Annotated in this window: 19 protein-coding genes, 1 tRNA gene, 1 rRNA gene and 1 pseudogene; 18 read left to right on the forward strand and 4 right to left on the reverse strand. The window is 40.4% G+C overall.

All coding sequences use genetic code 11. The features are described 5' to 3' along the window. The first annotated feature begins 7 nt into the window (after window positions 1-7). The 8 genes and pseudogenes from BLS24_RS14680 to BLS24_RS14715 all read left to right on the forward strand — a co-directional run bounded on the left by BLS24_RS14680 (window position 8) and on the right by BLS24_RS14715 (window position 6,379). Window positions 8-760 (forward strand): ABC transporter ATP-binding protein, encoded by a 753-nt coding sequence (locus tag BLS24_RS14680; protein WP_091760873.1) that lies wholly within the window; start codon window positions 8-10, stop codon window positions 758-760. Then, complete coding sequence (locus BLS24_RS14685) at window positions 757-2,298, forward strand: glycosyltransferase family protein (protein WP_091760876.1); 1,542 nt, start codon at window positions 757-759, stop codon at window positions 2,296-2,298. Before BLS24_RS14680 ends, BLS24_RS14685 begins: the two co-directional genes overlap by 4 nt. Window positions 2,299-2,312: 14 nt before the next feature. Next, complete coding sequence (locus tag BLS24_RS14690) at window positions 2,313-2,855, forward strand: hypothetical protein (protein ID WP_143015193.1); 543 nt, start codon at window positions 2,313-2,315, stop codon at window positions 2,853-2,855. A gap of 3 nt (window positions 2,856-2,858) precedes the next feature. Continuing rightward, complete coding sequence (locus BLS24_RS14695) at window positions 2,859-3,518, forward strand: acyltransferase family protein (protein ID WP_091760882.1); 660 nt, start codon at window positions 2,859-2,861, stop codon at window positions 3,516-3,518. Further along, window positions 3,512-4,009 carry a hypothetical protein gene (locus tag BLS24_RS14700; protein ID WP_143015194.1) on the forward strand — a complete coding sequence of 166 codons (498 nt, stop codon included), beginning with the start codon at window positions 3,512-3,514 and terminating at the stop codon, window positions 4,007-4,009. Before BLS24_RS14695 ends, BLS24_RS14700 begins: the two co-directional genes overlap by 7 nt. Window positions 4,010-4,034: 25 nt before the next feature. Next, complete coding sequence (rfbA, locus tag BLS24_RS14705; protein WP_091760888.1) at window positions 4,035-4,904, forward strand: glucose-1-phosphate thymidylyltransferase RfbA; 870 nt, start codon at window positions 4,035-4,037, stop codon at window positions 4,902-4,904. 56 nt (window positions 4,905-4,960) lie between these two features. Next, window positions 4,961-5,539: pseudogene (gene rfbC, locus BLS24_RS14710) on the forward strand (dTDP-4-dehydrorhamnose 3,5-epimerase). Window positions 5,540-5,587: 48 nt separating this feature from the next. Next, window positions 5,588-6,379 carry a class I SAM-dependent methyltransferase gene (locus BLS24_RS14715; protein WP_091760891.1) on the forward strand — a complete coding sequence of 264 codons (792 nt, stop codon included), beginning with the start codon at window positions 5,588-5,590 and terminating at the stop codon, window positions 6,377-6,379. A gap of 59 nt (window positions 6,380-6,438) precedes the next feature. Here the strand turns inward: BLS24_RS14715 and BLS24_RS14720 are convergent, their stop codons facing one another. The 3 genes from BLS24_RS14720 to BLS24_RS14730 all read right to left on the reverse strand — a co-directional run bounded on the left by BLS24_RS14720 (window position 6,439) and on the right by BLS24_RS14730 (window position 8,357). Beyond that, window positions 6,439-6,786 (reverse strand): type II toxin-antitoxin system RelE/ParE family toxin, encoded by a 348-nt coding sequence (locus BLS24_RS14720; protein WP_091760894.1) that lies wholly within the window; start codon window positions 6,784-6,786, stop codon window positions 6,439-6,441. Then, the gene (locus BLS24_RS14725) at window positions 6,783-7,037 is read right to left on the reverse strand and encodes a prevent-host-death protein (protein ID WP_091760897.1); all 255 of its coding nucleotides are present in this window, start codon (window positions 7,035-7,037) and stop codon (window positions 6,783-6,785) included. Before BLS24_RS14725 ends, BLS24_RS14720 begins: the two co-directional genes overlap by 4 nt. A 114-nt stretch (window positions 7,038-7,151) precedes the next feature. Next, window positions 7,152-8,357, reverse strand: coding sequence for a DUF6076 domain-containing protein (locus BLS24_RS14730; protein ID WP_091760899.1), 1,206 nt, complete (start codon window positions 8,355-8,357; stop codon window positions 7,152-7,154). A gap of 178 nt (window positions 8,358-8,535) precedes the next feature. Here BLS24_RS14730 and BLS24_RS14735 point away from each other — a divergent pair, with 178 nt between their 5' ends. Continuing rightward, on the forward strand, window positions 8,536-8,745 hold the full coding sequence (locus tag BLS24_RS14735) for a helix-turn-helix domain-containing protein (RefSeq protein ID WP_242872319.1): 210 nt from the start codon (window positions 8,536-8,538) through the stop codon (window positions 8,743-8,745). A 64-nt stretch (window positions 8,746-8,809) separates the two neighbouring features. Next, complete coding sequence (locus BLS24_RS14740) at window positions 8,810-10,006, forward strand: tyrosine-type recombinase/integrase (RefSeq protein WP_091760902.1); 1,197 nt, start codon at window positions 8,810-8,812, stop codon at window positions 10,004-10,006. Window positions 10,007-10,116: 110 nt separating this feature from the next. On the opposite strand, the gene BLS24_RS14745 is transcribed toward BLS24_RS14740, so the two are convergent. Next, window positions 10,117-10,203: transfer RNA gene (locus tag BLS24_RS14745), tRNA-Ser, on the reverse strand. Window positions 10,204-10,554: 351 nt separating this feature from the next. Here BLS24_RS14745 and BLS24_RS14750 point away from each other — a divergent pair. From BLS24_RS14750 to BLS24_RS14785, 8 genes are all read left to right on the forward strand, one after another. Beyond that, window positions 10,555-11,628, forward strand: coding sequence for a 6-phosphofructokinase (locus tag BLS24_RS14750; RefSeq protein WP_091760905.1), 1,074 nt, complete (start codon window positions 10,555-10,557; stop codon window positions 11,626-11,628). Between the two features lie 40 nt (window positions 11,629-11,668). Further along, window positions 11,669-13,267 (forward strand): DNA polymerase III subunit gamma/tau, encoded by a 1,599-nt coding sequence (gene dnaX / locus BLS24_RS14755; protein ID WP_091760908.1) that lies wholly within the window; start codon window positions 11,669-11,671, stop codon window positions 13,265-13,267. A gap of 3 nt (window positions 13,268-13,270) precedes the next feature. Next, entirely contained in the window at window positions 13,271-13,618 is a 348-nt protein-coding gene (locus BLS24_RS14760) for a YbaB/EbfC family nucleoid-associated protein (protein ID WP_071177174.1), read from the forward strand. Next, a complete protein-coding gene (gene recR, locus BLS24_RS14765) occupies window positions 13,618-14,217 on the forward strand; it encodes a recombination mediator RecR (RefSeq protein WP_071177173.1) in 600 nt (199 codons plus the stop codon). The genes BLS24_RS14760 and recR overlap by 1 nt, the downstream gene beginning before the upstream one ends. Window positions 14,218-14,242: 25 nt before the next feature. Further along, complete coding sequence (locus BLS24_RS14770; RefSeq protein ID WP_091760911.1) at window positions 14,243-15,292, forward strand: aldose epimerase family protein; 1,050 nt, start codon at window positions 14,243-14,245, stop codon at window positions 15,290-15,292. A gap of 18 nt (window positions 15,293-15,310) precedes the next feature. Beyond that, window positions 15,311-16,564, forward strand: a complete 1,254-nt coding sequence (locus BLS24_RS14775; protein WP_091760914.1) for a DUF5711 family protein — start codon at window positions 15,311-15,313, stop codon at window positions 16,562-16,564. A 9-nt stretch (window positions 16,565-16,573) separates the two neighbouring features. Next, the gene (locus tag BLS24_RS14780; RefSeq protein ID WP_091760916.1) at window positions 16,574-17,035 is read left to right on the forward strand and encodes a CvpA family protein; all 462 of its coding nucleotides are present in this window, start codon (window positions 16,574-16,576) and stop codon (window positions 17,033-17,035) included. 316 nt (window positions 17,036-17,351) lie between these two features. Next, window positions 17,352-17,578, forward strand: a 16S ribosomal RNA gene (locus tag BLS24_RS14785); the annotation flags it as partial.

Raw genomic sequence — 17,578 nt, forward strand, 5'->3', positions numbered from 1 at the left:
GGAATAAATGAGCAGTATAGTATTAAACAAGGCAGATCTCATTTTTAATACAAAGAAAGATAAAAGTATCAAAGATATTTTAATGCAGAATAAAAGTGACTTTTCCAATCTTACACAGTCGGGGGAAGTGCACGCGATAGATCACATGTCCCTGAAAATAAATGATGGAGAAAGGGTCTCAGTAATTGGACATAATGGGGCGGGAAAATCAACATTTCTCAGGCTTATATCCGGCATCTATAGTCCCACTTCCGGTGAAGTTAATGTGGAAGGTGAAATATCCGGAATGTATGAATTCGCAACCGGTTTTGAAATGGAGCAGAATGGTTGGGACAATATATACATACGAGGACTTATGCTTGGACTGACTCCTGACAGGATAATACCTATGATGCCGGAAATTGCTGAATTTTCCGAGCTTGGTAATTACTTAAATATACCTGTCAAATACTATTCATCAGGCATGTTGATAAGACTAGCGTTTTCAGTTTCAACGGCAATCAGACCAGATATCCTTTTGTTAGATGAAGCTCTATCAGCAGGTGATGCATCCTTTATTCAAAAGGCAAATGAAAGAATGAAAAAGATGGTCGATAGTTCGAAGATTCTTGTATTGGTAACTCATAGCATGCAAGCAGCCGCGGAAATATGCAACAGGTGCATCTGGCTGGATAAAGGAAAAATAATAATGGATGACAAGCCTGAAATCGTCACAAAAGAGTATATAGCTTTTGTAGAAAACGGAAGAAATAAAAAATGAACTCTATCAAAAAAAGCAATCCACATCTTCTGATCGCATATGCAGGTAAAACGACAACTGCAGACATCACTATCAGACTGATGAAGCAGTATGCTTTAAAAAATGATGTAGAACTTAAGACGATCGAAGGAATTGATGTGGATCGATCCGATATAGCATGGTGTGACTGCGTCCTGATAATACGCGGTGCTGATTGCTTTTTATCAAGGATATCCGCAGCCGCTAAGAAAGCCGGAAAATGCTGCGTCTTTTATATTGATGATGATCTACTGGCACTATACGGTGAGAACGATGTTTATCATAAATATTTGCTCGACTGCTTGCACTATGCAAGTATTTTATGGACGTCAAATATAAACGTTTCAAAAAAATATTCAGCATTTTTAAGAAATGATGCCAAAGTGGTCGAAGCAATTGTTTTAGATCCGTGGGAAGGAATGAACTCCTACAGAGATTCAGAAGACGAAATAGGTATCATTTTTGCCGGTTCCCCCTCTCATGAGAAAAATATCAGCAGATATATTCTGCCGGCTATTAATGACATATATTACAAACAACGCAAGAAAGTATGCTTTCATCTGATAGGATTTCAGGATTCAAAGCTTAGAGATTCAGAACCCTATATAAAAGTGACCAGGTGGTTTGATAATGCCGAGGAGTACAGAAGGTACGTAGCAACGATCAATGCGCAGATAGGTCTTGCTGTTATTGAGGATACCGAATTTGGAAGATGCAAGTTTTATAACAAATATCTTGAATACAGTAAGCTAGGACTAATGGGAATTTATACGGACTGTGAGCCGTTTACCTTTGCGGTAAAAGACAAGTTCAATGGACTTCTTGCTGAAAATACAGTTGAGGACTGGACTAATAAACTGCTTACGGCAATTGATAATCCCGAGCTCAGAAAAGAGTGTGTGACGAATGCTCAAAGGGATCTTGATCTACACTACTCAACATCTGCAATAATCGAAACTATTGAAGAAAAACTTCCGGAATTAAAAAATTATCGTTCAGAAGAACGCCCTGTTATTTATAGTCGGAGAGGCACGCAGATTTTAGCAAGAATAAACACGTTGCTTAATATATTGGCAAATCCAGAAATTCTTGAGAAAAGACTGGAGGATGGGAAAAGTCTTCCACGCCCTGCTAAGGTAATATGCCGTCAGCTGACGACAACCAGACAGTATAAATTAAAAGTTGCCAATAATTTCAGGATTATGTCCTTATGTTTTGCTAAGGATAATGATGTTAAAGGCGAAATCACTATATGCTTGTGTAACGCTGGCGGAGAAATCGTTGGCGTTAGAACTATAAATTTTGATGACACTATCTCTAATAACGTAACTGAGATTCAGTTTGATAAGGAAATAGATTGTAAAGAGAAACTAACGATGTCTATAGATGTTTCTTATGAAAATGCAGGATTTTTTGGTGTGTTTGAAAAGAAGAATCTGAATAATTATGTATGCAGAGGATTAGAAAAGTTGAATATCAAAGTTACCGGGAAAAATATTATCTGGTATAGAACACTGTGATGAGTATGGATGTTATGAAAAAAGAGCGATTTGTTATTTGGGTAATTTTGTCCATTATTATTGAGATTTGCGTTTTTAATTTTACAAATGTTCTTTCTATATTAAAAAATGATAGTCAGATTATTCCAACAGATGAAATGCGTCTGAACGAGGAATACAACGAAACAGGTATTCAGTGGCTGTTTGACATCGGTTCAGAAAGAAACATATACAATATAAAGATTGATACAGATAAAGCCTGCAATCCGGATTTTTACTATATTGACAAAGATGGAATGATTCAGAACAAACCTTTTATCAAAATAAATGATACGGAATATATGGTAAAAGTCGGGAAAAAGCTATCAGGAGAGATTGGTATTTCTTTATATGGAGATGCGTCTCTATCAGCTATTGTTCTGAATGCTGGAACAATTCATTTTTCAATTGCAAGAGTGATAGCAATGATACTGCTATATATTGCCGGAACGCTGTTGTTTTCGATTCAGAAAATGCCGGACTACAAGATCGACAGTCAGGCTGAAACCATTAAAGAGACGACGGGTGGAACATCTTAAGAAATGAAAAAAGCCAGAAAGAAATGGATTGATTATCTGAAGACGGCAGCTGCCTATGGAGTGATGCTTGGACATTGCTATTCACTTTTTATTGGTCAGAATCCCTATGGGCAGGCAATTATAACCAAAACGCTGGATTTGTTTTTCAAAAGCACCTTCTTTATTTACAACGGAGATATGTGGGTTATAGTATTCTGTATTCTTACAGGGTATTTTGCTTCTTCAAAGAAAGCCATGAACTTAAGGGAAATGGTTACAGACGTTGTAAAAAGATATTTGAGATTTGCATTACCTCTATCGCTTGTTGCCCTATTTATACTTGCCATGGGTGGACTATTTGGTTTTGAGGAAAGAAGCGACCTTGTTGCAAATGCGTGGCTTGGGATTCCTATGACTTATGGAATTACTGACCTGCTTAAGATGATTTTTACCTTTAATAATTCAGTAGACGGACCTTTATGGACATTAAGAGTTATGTTTATAAGCGGAATTGTGATGTATATCATGAATTATCTTGTGAATAAAATAAATGCTTCAAAAGAAAGAACATTCTTTGCAATATACACAATGCTTGCGGTGATATTGCTTGCGGCTGGTTCATGTAGTTATTTTCCGTTCCCTTATACATCGCTGTCAGGCTGCTGTTTTTTAGGGGGGTGCTGAGATATTCCTACAAACCACACTTCATCAGCGGGTTAGCTTCAGCAATGTCCGCTGTGATCATATTACTGCTTGTGTTGATGATGGATGGCACCCAGAATATTCTTGCGTTGATAGTTGCTGATGATAGGCTTGAGCGGTTCCTTACAATAAACAGGACATGGTATGCGATATATTGGTTTGTTATATTGTACCTGCTATTTGCCAATGAACGAACCATTGAGGAAAAATTGGGATTATGCAATATATTTTCGGCAGCCGGTGACCATTCATTTTATGTATATATTTTGCATAGTATCGTTTTAAAAAGTGTTGTGATGGTCATATTTTCAATAACCATTCATGAAACAGGATTTTTGGGTGCTGCCATGATCTCGACCATATTCTGTGTCGCATTAACAGCAATTGCGGCAATATTTCTCGACAGGCTATATAAACTGCTGGTAAGTGGAACAATCAGGATTACACAATTGTTGCATAAGCAAAATAGATAAACAGGAAAGGAGTTGTTTATAGAAGATGAAAGGTATCATTTTGGCAGGAGGCTCAGGCACTCGCTTATATCCATTAACAAGATCTATTTCAAAACAGATAATGCCGGTTTATGATAAGCCGATGATTTACTATCCATTGTCAACCCTTATGCTTGCGGGAATAAGAGAAGTTTTGATCATTTCTACTCCTCGAGACTTGCCTGTATTTGAGGATTTGTTTGGTGATGGCAGTCAGCTGGGCATGCATTTTGAATACAGGATTCAGGAGGAACCGAGAGGACTCGCTGACGCATTTATAATAGGCGCAGATTTTATTGGAAGTGATTCTGTTGCACTGGTATTGGGCGACAATATTTTTTATGGACAGAGTTTTTCTAAATTACTGAAGGAGGTGGCTTCAAGAGATCACGGAGCAACGATATTCGGTTATTATGTTCGCAATCCCAAAGCGTATGGCGTTGTTGAGTTTGATGAGAACGGAAATGCCATCAGCATTGAAGAAAAGCCTGAACATCCAAAGAGCAACTACGCGGTTCCCGGATTGTATTTTTACGATAATCAGGTTGTTGATATAGCAGCTAATGTAAAACCCTCCGCACGTGGAGAGATTGAGATAACAAGTATCAATAATGAATATCTTGTCCGTGGCGAACTGAAAGTTGAAACAATGGGCCGAGGTTTTGCCTGGCTGGACACAGGGACACATGACGACCTGCTGGATGCTGCAGACTTCGTTTCTGCATTTCAAAAAAGACAGGGACTGTATATTTCATGTATTGAAGAAATAGCATATAAGCGTGGATTTATCGACAAAGAGCAGCTGATCAAGCTTGCAGAGCCACTGATGAAGACGAACTATGGAAGGTATCTGATAGATGTCGCAGAGGGGCTCTGATTCACTACTGAGATCTTTTATGAAAGATTAAGTTGCAGGTATAGAAGGGAAAAGATATGGGCAAAATAATTGTTGAAAAAGATGTAAATGGCATAGAAGGTCTTTGCGTGATCACTCCTTCTGTTTACGGAGATGAGCGCTGATATTTTATGGAGACATATAATCAGAAAGACATGGAAAACGCCGGGTTAAACTATGATTTTGTGCAGGACAACCAGTCTGCGAGCAAAAAAGGTGTTCTTAGAGGGCTTCACTTTCAGAGGAATTATCCGCAGGACAAGCTCGTGAGAGTTATTTCCGGCGAGGTATATGATGTCGCTGTTGACTTAAGGAAGGATTCCAGGAGCTTTGGAAAACATTATGGGATAGTTCTTTCATCTGAGAATAAGAAACAATTTCTTGTTCCCAAAGGATTTGCTCATGGATTTCTTGTTATAAGTGATTATGCAGAATTTTGCTACAAAGTAACAGATTTTTATCACCCAAATGATGAGAGCGGCATTATATATAATGATTCTGACATCGGCATCGAGTGGCCTATTCCTGACGGAATGACAGAAAATAATTTGATATTGTCTGACAAAGACAGAGTAAATACTTCGTTCAAGGAGTATTTAGCCTCAATAGGTATGTAATATCTTAGAACTTGAAGTTTTGTCCATGATAAAGGGAGGGAGAAACAAATGAACATAATGAAATTTGATGAATTGCCTGAAAATCTTGTCAAAATAGACATTGGATGCGGAAGGCGAAAGCAGGACGGCTTTATCGGGATTGTTAATTCCCCGTATAGTATGGCAGATCATGTTCTCGATCTGAACAAAGATCCGCTGCCTTTCGAAGATAACTCAGTTGATTATGTTTTTTCATCACACTGCCTTGAACATTTGGAAAACCTGGAGCATATTCTGGCTGAGATTTACCGCGTGTGCAAAGACAGGGCACAAATATTCATAACCGTTCCATACTATCAGCAATCAGCCAATTTTGCGAATATCTATCATAATAATCAGATTGCGTTTAATGAGCACACATTCCGTTTCTTTTCTTCTGATGAGGAGTGTGATATTCCAAAAGAGGACTGGGTTACTCCAAGTTGCCAGACATGGGGACTGAAATATTCAGCCAATAGTGAAAATGGAATAGAGATACGTACGAGAAAAATAGAATACATTTACTACCCGGAATATGAAAATCTTTCCGAGGAAGAAAAAAGACGAGCACGGAAAAAATATAATAATGTGGTTGACATTATAAATTACTATCTTGAAGTGATTAAGGACAAGCCATCTACAATCAAAAAGGAGTCATTGATCATTGAGCCTCAGGTTGAAACAATAAGAAAGCAAAATCTACTGATACAAGAACAGCGAAAGCTGTTGGATGAGCGTTATGATCTCATAGTCAAACTCCAGGAAGTAAACGCTAACAGAAATAAGTGGTTGCGTAAGATGAAGAAGCTGCTTAAGAAATAATAGTTATAGTGATAAAATCGGCACCCATAAATTTGGATGCCGATTTAACTAAAAAAATATTATTCATCCCAGTATGACTCTGTATCTGATGATGTTGTCTTTATACCAAACAGCTGATACATGAAGTCTTCACGCTCATTATAGATGTTGACCACATAAACGCGTTCATCATCGAATTCATAGAAGATATAGTTATGAGCGACAAATACAAGATGGTAACTGGACTCTATTCCAAACATCGCTTGTACAGAAACGCCTTGCTCCGGAAACATTTTCAGAGAAGCGAGCTTGGCTTTTATGTTCTGCATAGCTTTGGCACGGATATCTTTCCCGAATCTAAGATCCAGCCACTGTCTGACATTGGATATTTTCTCCTTATAATCAGGTGAAAAGGCTAATTTTCTCATAACCCCATCACCTGATCCATCTCTTCTTCGGAAATCCAGCCCTCGCGCTCTGCTCGTTGTTTTGCACGATCAAGATCCGAAAGAAGACCATGGAGAGCCTTCAAGCGCATATATTCATCAATTTCATTTATTGTAAGTATGCCGTAAGCACCATTTCCATTTCTGGTGAGATACACCAAACCATTTGTGTCAACATCTTTAAGAACTTCGTTGTAATTTCTAAGGTCAGAAATCGGTTTTATACTTGTCATATCGCAACACCTCCTTGCTAATTTTTAGCATATCACATCTGCTAAGCTGATTCAAGCATATATACGTGTAAATTTACAGCGAAAGAAAATGAGAAAATGATTATGAGCTGCCGGTCACTCCAGCAGCTCTTTGTTCTTTTCTATATATTCTTTCCACACCGCTTCCCTTTCTTTCTGGTGTGTATTCTCGTATCGTTCGTAATAATCGTCATGCAGGCGCTTGAGCTGATCCATGAGCGGTGTATCTGCCGGGAGCTTGCCGCGCCGGATCCGTCCATATAGCTTATTGTAGGATTTGGTAAACTCCTGATGGATCGGATGCTGGAAGAGCTTTTCTTTATATGACTTGCGGCTGGCATATTCGTTGCAGGCGGCTTTGGTGTCACCGTACAGGCGTGTGCAGTATTCCTGGGATGAGGTATATCTGATCCTGAAATATCCGCCGCAAAGTTTGCAGATTCTAATGACGCTTTCGCTTCCGAGCATGTGATCTATCCCGATATGCAGAAAATGCGTAAAATCAGAAATATTGTGTGTCTCTTTCTTTTCTCCGCTTGAGTGGAACATATTCTTATGCTTATCAAGATAAGATTCCCATGGAATATTATTTACCGGGATCAGACTGACAGACATTCTCTCCCCATAATCCACGGAAAAATCATTCCGGCCACTCTCCATACAGTAATTATGATAGATTGCGGCGATAATCTCAGGGCTAAGATCGGATCCGGGTGCATTTGTGGTCAGAAAGACAGCCTGGCAATACTCTCTTGCCCGGTCATAGTCTTCTTTGAGGGAGTCGACTTCGCTCTGTATGGAGAATAGCTGTATAGAAAGCGGCAACGCTATATCTTCCGTAGTAAGTGTTCCCATATGATAGTCCATCAGATCTTTCAGTACAGGGTAATAGTGAGTATAAAGACAGGAAAGTGCCGGGCGCAGCTCGAATACTTCCTTCAAAATGCCCAGGACTGACTTAACCATTTCCGGTATCTGATCTCCGGATTGTTTTTCCAGATGAAGAGCCAGCTTCTCTGAGTCCTTTGATAGTTTTACAGAAAGGATATCAAGCGTTTCACTCAGTTTCTGAAGAGCAACATCCGTCTTTGCTTCATCCAAAGCACCATAATCCAAAACCTGCATCCATGAAGATAACATGGAGGCATTGCGGGTGAAATAGTGTTTCTGCGCCTTGGCGGCATCCCTGCCCTCCTTATAAGACAGATAGATCGACTCGGCGTGTTTATCCACCTGGAGCATATAGTATACGCCGGAAATCTCATACCCGGACAAGATAAAATCAGAAGAATAAATATTCATATAGCGAGCTCTCCTCGTTCTTGATAATGCGCCACAATGTGCTTTTATAAAAGATAACACAAAGCAAAAATAATATCAACAAAAATTATCTTGACAACGATTCGACGATACTATATGATAATAGCAACGCAAGATAAAAATACAATCTTGATAATAAATCTTGACAAAAGGAGGGCTTATGGAAGCAATGGCAATGAAAGCTCCGGAAGGAGTTTTCCGGGATTACCCGGATGTGGTTTCGGTAGATGAATTGTGCCGAATGCTGAATATCAGTACAGCAACGGCATACAGGCTTCTGAAGGAACAGAAGATTGACAGTCTGAGGATCGGACATGTTTACAAGATACCGAAACTGTATGTGATGAAATATCTGCATCTGGTTTCATAAGGATCAGATATTACAAAATGACGATCATCTGATAACCATAATAAGAGGAAGGAGGCGATGCAATATGGTATCAGGACACCTTTCGGTTAAGAAAGGGTATTACTACTGTGTACTCAGCTATAATGATGAGCTGGGGAAACGCAAGACAAAGTGGATTTCCACAGGACTGCCGGAAAAAGGCAATAAGAAAAAAGCGGAAGCACTTCTGGTCGAGGAACGGCGTAAATTCAAACCGCCATCGGAGATCAGAGATTCTGATGTCCAGTTTGCAGACTTTATGAAGGAACAGTGGCTCCCCTCGGTGAAGGGAAATATAGAGCTTACTACCTACTCCAGTTATCAGGGCATGTTAAACAGCAGGATATACCCGTATTTCCATGAATTAGGAGTATCTCTGGCAGACTTGAAGCCCAAGCACATACAAGACTTCTATACGATGCAGAGCAAGCGTGTAAAGCCTGCAACGGTCAAGCATTACAACGCGATCATTCATGAGGCGCTGGAATGGGCAGTTAAGCTGGAGCTGATCCTCTTCAATCCGGCGGATCGGGTCACACTTCCGAGGAACCGGCAGTACATACCGGAATATTACACAGCGGAAGAGCTTCAATCCCTCTTTGAATGTATCAAGGGCGATGAAATGGAGCTGCTGATCCGGATGGTTTGCTTCTACGGGTTGCGTAAGAGCGAGGTGCTGGGGCTTAAATGGTCGGCGATCAACTTTGACGAGGATACTTTTGTGATCCGCCATGTGGTGACAAAGGCGCGTGTGGACGGAAAGAAGATCATCGTCAGGAAAGACAGACCTAAGCGTAAGGCAAGTTATCGTACCATGCCGCTGGTGGATGCTTTCAAGCAGGATCTTCTGGAAATGAAGCGTAAACAGACGGAAAACCGGAAGCTCTGCGGTAACTCCTACTATAAGGAAGATGAAGAATATGTCTTTGTTGATACGATGGGATATCTCTTCGATCCGGAACGGGTGAGCCGGCATTTTAAGGCGATCCTGAAGAAGAACGGGTTAAAGGAGATTCGCTTCCATGATACAAGGCATTCCGCAGGAAGCGCTCTCTGTCAGAGCGGGGTAAATATGAAGGAGATACAGGAATGGCTGGGACACAGTGATTTTTCCACAACAGCCAATATCTACTCCCATCTGCGCAGTGATACCAAGATAAGCACGGCGGCATCCATGATGGCGAGTCTTGGGATGGAAAATGAAAAGACCGCATCCGAAGATACGGTCAAATCTGAAACTTAAGTCCATGCAGCCACCTACCACAGTATCTGCAAGGGCTTGAAAGCAACAATGAGAATGGAGTTCTCTCCTAAAAAAGTACATTGGAGGAGCTGTCAAAACTCCTCCAAAAGCGCAGAGGGTGGGATTCGAACCCACGCACCGGGAACCGGCCTAAAGCATTTCGAGTGCTCCCTCTTGGACCACTTGAGTACCTCTGCATATATTGAAAAGCTTCACCTCTCCAGCTTCCCCAAAGGCACCAGGGAGAAAAGAGAGAACTACAGGAGAGAACAAAGCAGTTTCACAAAAATCAAATTATCAAAAGTTCAGTAAAATCAATGGTTTGCAGCTACGACTGACCATTTGCCAAGCAAGTTTTCGAGTGCGCCTCATTACGACCACTTTGATACGTCTCCATATGCTCTGGAAGTAGTTCCAAAGCGCTTTTTATTATACTTTTATAATGTGGCAGAGTCAACCTGACAGACTTGGCAGTTTATCTATTATTATGTATAATTATCAGTAGTATGCGTTCCTAAAAAAGCTTTTTTCAAAGGAGGCCTTTTCACATGATGAGAATTGGTATGTTGACAAGTGGTGGTGACTGTCAGGCTTTGAATGCAGCAATGCGCGGCGTTGTAAAGTGCATCGCCCACAGCGGCCAGGAAGTTGAATTTTATGGTTTCAAGAATGGCTATAAAGGACTTATTTATGGCGATTTTAGAATGCTTACATCTCATGATTTTTCAGGTATTCTGACCAAGGGTGGCACAATTCTTGGTAGTTCCAGAACACCTTTTAAGACCATCAGAGAGCCAGACGAGAATGGTCTTGATAAGGTAGAAGCTATGAAGCAGAACTATTACAAGCTTCAGCTTGATTGCCTTGTTGTTTTGGGAGGCAATGGCTCTCAGAAGACAGCTAATTTATTAAGAGAAGAAGGACTCAATATCGTGTCTCTTCCAAAGACTATCGACAATGATCTTTGGGGAACAGATATGACCTTTGGCTTCCAGAGTGCTGTGGATGTAGCAACTAATGTTATCGATAACATCCATACAACAGCGGATTCTCATGGAAGAGTATTCATTATAGAAGTAATGGGACACAAGGTAGGATGGCTTACACTTAATGCTGGTATTGCAGGTGGTGCGGACGTTATCCTTATTCCTGAGATTCCATATGATATTAACAAGATCTGTGATGCGATCAAGGCTAGAGATGAGCACGGCAGCAGATTTACGATCATTGCAGTGGCAGAGGGTGCGATTTCCAAGAAGGATGCTAAGCTTTCCAAGAAAGAATATAAAGAGAAGCTTGCAAACAGTAAGTATCCATCAGTATCTTATGAAATTGCAGAAGCAATCCAGAAAAAGAGTGGACATGAAGTGCGTGTTACAGTTCCTGGACACATGCAAAGAGGTGGAGCACCAGATCCATACGACAGAGTATTTGCTTCAAGACTTGGCGCAGAGGCTGGTCAGCTGATCCTCGACAAAGAGTTTGGATATATGGTTGCTTACAAGAACAGAGAGATCGTTAAGGTTCCTCTTTCAGAGATTGCTGGCAAACTCAAATATGTATCGCCGGATGCCAGCATTATCAAAGAAGCAAAGATGCTTGGGGTTTGCTTCGGGGATTAAATAATACAAAAGTTTTGTTAATGGTGGAGTAGTTTTTTTAATGGGTTATGTAGCACTTTACAGAAAATTCAGACCCCCGGTCTTTGAAGATGTCAAAGGCCAGGATCATATAGTTACAACACTTAAGAATCAGATCAAATCTGACAGAGTTGGACATGCTTACCTGTTCTGCGGAACTCGCGGAACAGGTAAGACTTCTGTTGCAAAGATTCTTGCAAAGGCAGTTAACTGTGAGCACCCTATAGATGGAAGTCCTTGTGGTGAATGTGAGATGTGCAGAGAAATAGCAGCAGGCAACAGCATGAATGTCATAGAGATCGATGCTGCATCCAACAATGGTGTTGATAACGTCCGTGAGATCATTGATGAGGTCTCATATTCACCTACCAAAGGTAAAAGAAAGGTATACATCATCGACGAGGTACATATGTTATCCGCCGGTGCTTTTAATGCGCTCCTTAAGACTTTGGAAGAGCCACCTTCATATGTAATGTTCATTCTGGCAACGACGGAAGTTCAGAAGATTCCTATCACAATCCTTTCTAGATGCCAGAGATATGATTTCCACAGGATCACAATCGACAACATCGAGGGCAGACTTCGAGAGGTTGTTGATTCAGAAGGAATCAAGGTTGAAGATAGAGCTCTTAGATACATTGCCAAGACTGCAGATGGTTCTATGAGAGATTCACTTAGTCTTTTGGATCAGTGCGTAGCCTTTAACTATGGTCAGGAGCTTACGTATGACAAGGTGCTGAACGTACTTGGCGCGGTGGACACAGAAGTGTTCAACAGACTTTTTTCAGCTCTTTATACACAGGATGCCAATGCGGCACTTACTCTTTTAGCAGATATAGTGATCCAAGGTAGAGAGCTTACTCAGTTTGTAAATGATTTTGTCTGGTATCTCAGAAATCTGATGCTTGTAAAGGCGTCTGACGAGATGGAGGATGTTGTAGATATCTCATCTGATAATCTTAAGTCGTTAAAAGAGCAGGCAGAGGGAACAGATACAGATACTATCATCAGATATATCCGTATTTTTTCTGAGCTTTCTTCTCAGATCAGATATGCAACACAGAAAAGAATATTAATAGAAATAACACTTATCAAAATGTGCAAACCACAGATGGATAAGGCGGAAGATTCTTTTGAAGACAGAATTAGAATATTAGAGCAGCACGATGAAGAAAACGGCAAGCTTTTGAAAGGCATAAAAAGTGGACAGGTAGCAGTGGCTGCCAGTAGCTCTTTTGCTGGAGCAGGGCAGGTCGCGCCAAAGGAAAAGAAGGTGCTGGACAGGGCAGTTCCAGAGGATATCCAGAGAATAGTTAATGGATGGTCTAAACTTCTAGCCAGAATGGACAATCCTATGAAGACATATATGCAGAGAGCAAGGCTTAGTCTTGGTAATGGCGATATTCTTCAGATTGTTTTTGATAACAAGCAGCTGTCAGATAAGTATTCTGGTGGACAGTATGCTGAGGAACTTCAACAAGTTCTTGATGGAGCCATAGGTAAGCATGTAGAATATGAAACAAGGTTCCTTCCTGCAGAGCAGGATTTTGAAGAAAACTATGTTAATTTACAGGCGATTAATTTTGATATAGTTACAGAAGATGAAGAAAAGGAGAATTAAGAAATGGCTAAACGTGGAGGATTCCCAGGCGGTGGTATGCCTGGCAACATGAATAATTTAATGAAGCAGGCCCAGAGAATGCAGCGTCAGATGGAGGAGAGCCAGAAAGAGCTCGAGACTAAGGAGTTCACTGCTAAAGCAGGTGGCGGAGCTGTAGAAGTTACCGTATTAGGTAGCAAGACACTTAAGAGTGTTACTATTTCACCAGAAGCAGTAGATCCAGATGATGTAGAGATGCTTCAGGATATGATCGTTGCAGCAGTTAACGAAGCAATGAAACAGGCAGATGAGGCTTCAGGCGCTATGATCGGCAAGATGACAGGCGGCCTTGGTGGAGGATTTCCTTTCTAATGGACCTATACAGCGGACATATTAATAAGCTGATAGATGAACTAGCAGCATTGCCGGGTATTGGTAATAAATCAGCGCAGAGACTAGCTTTTTATATCATTAATCTTCCAAAGGATAGGGTAAAAAAGCTTGCGGATTCAATTACCAGTGCAAGGGAGAATGTACATTATTGTAGTGTGTGCTGCACACTTACAGATGATGATGTATGTCCTATCTGCAGTAATCCCAACAGAGATCACAAGACCATAATGGTTGTAGAAAATGCCAGGGATCTCGCTGCATATGAAAAGACTGGTAAGTTTGAAGGTGTGTATCATGTTTTGCATGGCGCTATTTCACCTATGCTTGGCATTGGACCAGGAGATATCAGGCTCACTGAACTTATGCAGAGACTTCAGACTGAGGATGTTGATGAAGTTATAATAGCTACAAATTCAAGTCTAGAGGGTGAGACTACTGCTATGTATATCAGCAAACTTATCAAACCAACAGGAATCAAAGTAACCAGGATCGCAAGTGGTGTTCCTGTGGGCGGAGATCTTGAATATATTGATGAAGTAACTCTTTTGAGAGCTTTAGAGGGAAGAACAGAATTATAAAAAAGTATTGTTGGAGGGAAAAGAAATGGCAGTAAAAAAAGAAGCATTTGGACAGAATTCTAATGGAGTACCAGTATATGCGTACCACATTAGCAATAATGCAGGAATGGAAGTTGTTGTATTAAATTTTGGATGTATCATTAAGAATATTTTCGTTCCAGACAAAAATGGAAACACAGTGGATGTAAACCTTGGCTTTGATGATATTAAGGGCTATGAGGTTAACAGCTGCTTCCTTGGAGCAACAGTTGGACCTACAGCTAACAGAATCGCAAATGCTAAGTACAAGATCGATGACAGAGAGTTCGTTCTTCCTGTAAATGATGGACCAAATAACCTTCACACAGATATGGCTAATGGATTCCACAAGAGAATCTGGGATGCCGAAGAGGGTGATAACTGTGTTAAGTTTACACTTAAGTCTGAGGATGGAGATTTAGGCTTCTCAGGAAACAGAGTATTCGAAGTTACATTTACAGTTACAGAAGCATGTGAGCTCAAGCTTCACTATCATGCAACAAGTGATGCAAAGACTCTTATCAATATGACTAACCATGCATACTTCAATCTTAGCGGACACAATTCAGGAAGCATTCTTGATCACAAGCTCTTACTTAATTCAACTAAGTTCACTCCTGTTATTGATTCAGCAGCTATTCCTACTGGAGAGATTGCAAGTGTTGTTGGAACACCATTTGATTTCACAACTGAAAAGACAATCGGACAGGATATAAATGCTGACGACCAGCAGCTCAAGTATGTTGGTGGATATGACCACAACTATTGTATTGATGGAGCTGATGGAACAATGAAGGTATTTGCTACAGCAACTTCACCAGCAACAGGTATTTCTATGAAGTGCTCTACAGACCTTCCTGGATTCCAGCTCTATGTTGGCAACTTCCTTGCTACTGAAAATGCTAAGGATGGTGCAACATACAAAGCAAGAGAAGGATTCTGCCTTGAGACACAGGTATATCCTAACTCGATCAATCAGGCTGGCTTCCCAGACTGTGTATATGGACCAGACAGAGACTATGATAATACCACTATCTATCAGTTCTCAAATAAATGATAATGGAGAAACAAGGTTTTGGCGGAAGTAAAAGATTTTAGAGCTTATGCCGACAAATTAAATAAGATCATCGAGTCAGATGAAGAACTACCAGAAGAATCCTTTGAGGAAACTCCTGTAAGAGAAACTTCTTATAAAGAAAAGATAAGAAGTCATAAGCTCAGAGTGTTTTTTAGAACAGTTATCATTGCGGCTGTCACAATATTTTTTGTGGCAGCAGTTTATATCAGTTGGAGAGATAAGGAATACTCAGAAGCTATTATCTCTACTGGTTCTAGTATTACAAATGGAGCGGATGCCAAGGTCATAAGCTTGAGTGGCCACGTTATACAATACAGTAAAGATGGTATCAGCTGTTTGGATGAAAGCGGGCAGGTGCTCTGGAATCAGACATATGAAATGCAGAGTCCTATAGCTCATACTTGCCAGAACATAGTTGCAGTTGGTGACTATAACGGACACAACATATATGTCAATAGTGTCAGTGGCTCTTTGGGACAGGTGGATACCAATCTTCCAATAAGAGATTTTTGTGTATCTTCACAGGGAGTAGTTGCAGCTGTTCTTGATGGTAAGGATGTTACCTGGATCTACCTCTATGATTCACAAGGAAACACCTTAGCTAACTTTAAGACCACAATGAAGGATAGTGGATATCCTATAGACATCAGCATTTCTCCTAATGCAGAGCTGGTATGCGTATCATATCTATATCCAGAAGATGGCCAGGTTAAGACTAGCGTAGCGTTTTTTAACTTTGGGTCAGTTGGACAGAACGCAATAGACAACTATGCCAGCGGATTTGATTACCCTGGAGAGGTTGTCCCTTATGTGCAGTTTATGAATTCAAGCGCGAGCTTTGCTATATCTGATGCTAGAATAATGTTCTATTCTGGAGACGAGAAGCCTATTATCAAGAGTGAGAGCTTTACTGGAAATGAAGAGATCAGATCTGTGTACTTCAGTGATAGTTATGTTGGCCTTGTATTTGCCAACAGCACTGATGAAGGTGCTTATAGACTTCAGGTATACAATGAGAGTGGAGCCCTTATTCTTACTACATATTTTGATATGGATTACACAGAGATCATCTTTGACAAGAATCAGTTTGTCATCTACAACGAAGATGAATGTGTTATCAAAGATATGAAAGGACATGATAAGTTCAGAGGAACCTTTGACAAGCCTGTTCGTACAATGGCTGCCACAGGTGCTAGGAATAAATTCATTCTTGTAACAGCTAGTAGTGTTGATACTTACATTTTGAAATAAGGATATGATATGAACTTTGATATTTCACAAGTAGTAATGACCGTTGTAGTCTTGTGCTTGTTCTTATGGAGAATGTCATATGGTGCTAATAATGGCCTGTTTGCGGAAGCAGCAGGCCTTGTTGCTGTCATAGCGTCTTTTGCTGCGGTGTATTATCTTATGAATATCGCAGGAAGCGTACTTAATAAGAGCTTGGGAACTATTATTCCAAAGATAGGCTATTTGATAGTAGCATTTGCAGTATATAAGATAATGACTTCTATAGGAGAAGCGTTTAAAAAGGTAAAGAACATACCGATCGTTGGAAAGTTCGACAGATTCATGGGCGCAGTCATTGGCATATTTGAAGCTGCTTGCATCATATATCTTGTTGAATTCATTACTGATATTGATATCGTGAAGCCTGTTTTGGGTGTTGGAATCCAGTTATTCTGCGGCATCCAGAGTTATTTGAGAAGTTTTTATAAATAATTGAAAAAAGGTGTTGCATAGTAAAATAAGTAGTGCTATACTATGTCTTACCCGCTGTGAGGTGAACAACCTCAGTAAATAAGCGGTTTTCCGACAAATCAAAAGTCGAAAAAATAATTTAAAAAAGATGTTGACAGACACTTAAAGCTGTGATATTCTAAATGAGTTGCGGCTGAGAGCTAAGCAACAAAGCACATTGACAAATAAACAGTAATGCAACCCTGAAAAATTCCAAGAGAATTATTCAGAACAAAGATTTAGTAAATAACGGACAGAACAAAAGCCAAGCTTTAGTTCTTTGTCAGATCAAACTTTTAAACGTGAGAGTTCGATCCTGGCTCAGGATGAACGCTGGCGGCGTGCCTAACACATGCAAGTCGAACGGAGATTTAACGCTGATGAGGCTTCGGCGGATTCTTGTTAAATCTTAGTGGCGGACGGGTGAGTAACGCGTGGGCAACCTGCCTCATACTGGGGGATAACAGCTGGAAACGACTGTTAATACCGCATAAGCGCACAGTATCGCATGATACAGTGTGAAAA

It is taken from the genome of Butyrivibrio sp. INlla18 (genome assembly GCF_900103635.1).
Classification (GTDB): Bacteria; Bacillota; Clostridia; order Lachnospirales; family Lachnospiraceae; genus Butyrivibrio.

What these genes read in the sequence shown, in the direction of transcription:
- BLS24_RS14680 (WP_091760873.1), top strand. Translation starts at nt 8, where the DNA reads ATGAGCAGTATAGTATTAAACAAGGCAGATCTCATTTTTAATACAAAG.
- BLS24_RS14685 (WP_091760876.1), top strand. Translation starts at nt 757, where the DNA reads ATGAACTCTATCAAAAAAAGCAATCCACATCTTCTGATCGCATATGCA.
- BLS24_RS14690 (WP_143015193.1), top strand. Translation starts at nt 2,313, where the DNA reads ATGAAAAAAGAGCGATTTGTTATTTGGGTAATTTTGTCCATTATTATT.
- BLS24_RS14695 (WP_091760882.1), top strand. Translation starts at nt 2,859, where the DNA reads ATGAAAAAAGCCAGAAAGAAATGGATTGATTATCTGAAGACGGCAGCT.
- rfbA (WP_091760888.1), top strand. Translation starts at nt 4,035, where the DNA reads ATGAAAGGTATCATTTTGGCAGGAGGCTCAGGCACTCGCTTATATCCA.
- BLS24_RS14715 (WP_091760891.1), top strand. Translation starts at nt 5,588, where the DNA reads ATGAACATAATGAAATTTGATGAATTGCCTGAAAATCTTGTCAAAATA.
- BLS24_RS14720 (WP_091760894.1), bottom strand. Translation starts at nt 6,786, where the DNA reads ATGAGAAAATTAGCCTTTTCACCTGATTATAAGGAGAAAATATCCAAT.
- BLS24_RS14725 (WP_091760897.1), bottom strand. Translation starts at nt 7,037, where the DNA reads ATGACAAGTATAAAACCGATTTCTGACCTTAGAAATTACAACGAAGTT.
- BLS24_RS14730 (WP_091760899.1), bottom strand. Translation starts at nt 8,357, where the DNA reads ATGAATATTTATTCTTCTGATTTTATCTTGTCCGGGTATGAGATTTCC.
- BLS24_RS14735 (WP_242872319.1), top strand. Translation starts at nt 8,536, where the DNA reads ATGGAAGCAATGGCAATGAAAGCTCCGGAAGGAGTTTTCCGGGATTAC.
- BLS24_RS14740 (WP_091760902.1), top strand. Translation starts at nt 8,810, where the DNA reads ATGGTATCAGGACACCTTTCGGTTAAGAAAGGGTATTACTACTGTGTA.
- BLS24_RS14750 (WP_091760905.1), top strand. Translation starts at nt 10,555, where the DNA reads ATGATGAGAATTGGTATGTTGACAAGTGGTGGTGACTGTCAGGCTTTG.
- dnaX (WP_091760908.1), top strand. Translation starts at nt 11,669, where the DNA reads ATGGGTTATGTAGCACTTTACAGAAAATTCAGACCCCCGGTCTTTGAA.
- BLS24_RS14760 (WP_071177174.1), top strand. Translation starts at nt 13,271, where the DNA reads ATGGCTAAACGTGGAGGATTCCCAGGCGGTGGTATGCCTGGCAACATG.
- recR (WP_071177173.1), top strand. Translation starts at nt 13,618, where the DNA reads ATGGACCTATACAGCGGACATATTAATAAGCTGATAGATGAACTAGCA.
- BLS24_RS14770 (WP_091760911.1), top strand. Translation starts at nt 14,243, where the DNA reads ATGGCAGTAAAAAAAGAAGCATTTGGACAGAATTCTAATGGAGTACCA.
- BLS24_RS14780 (WP_091760916.1), top strand. Translation starts at nt 16,574, where the DNA reads ATGAACTTTGATATTTCACAAGTAGTAATGACCGTTGTAGTCTTGTGC.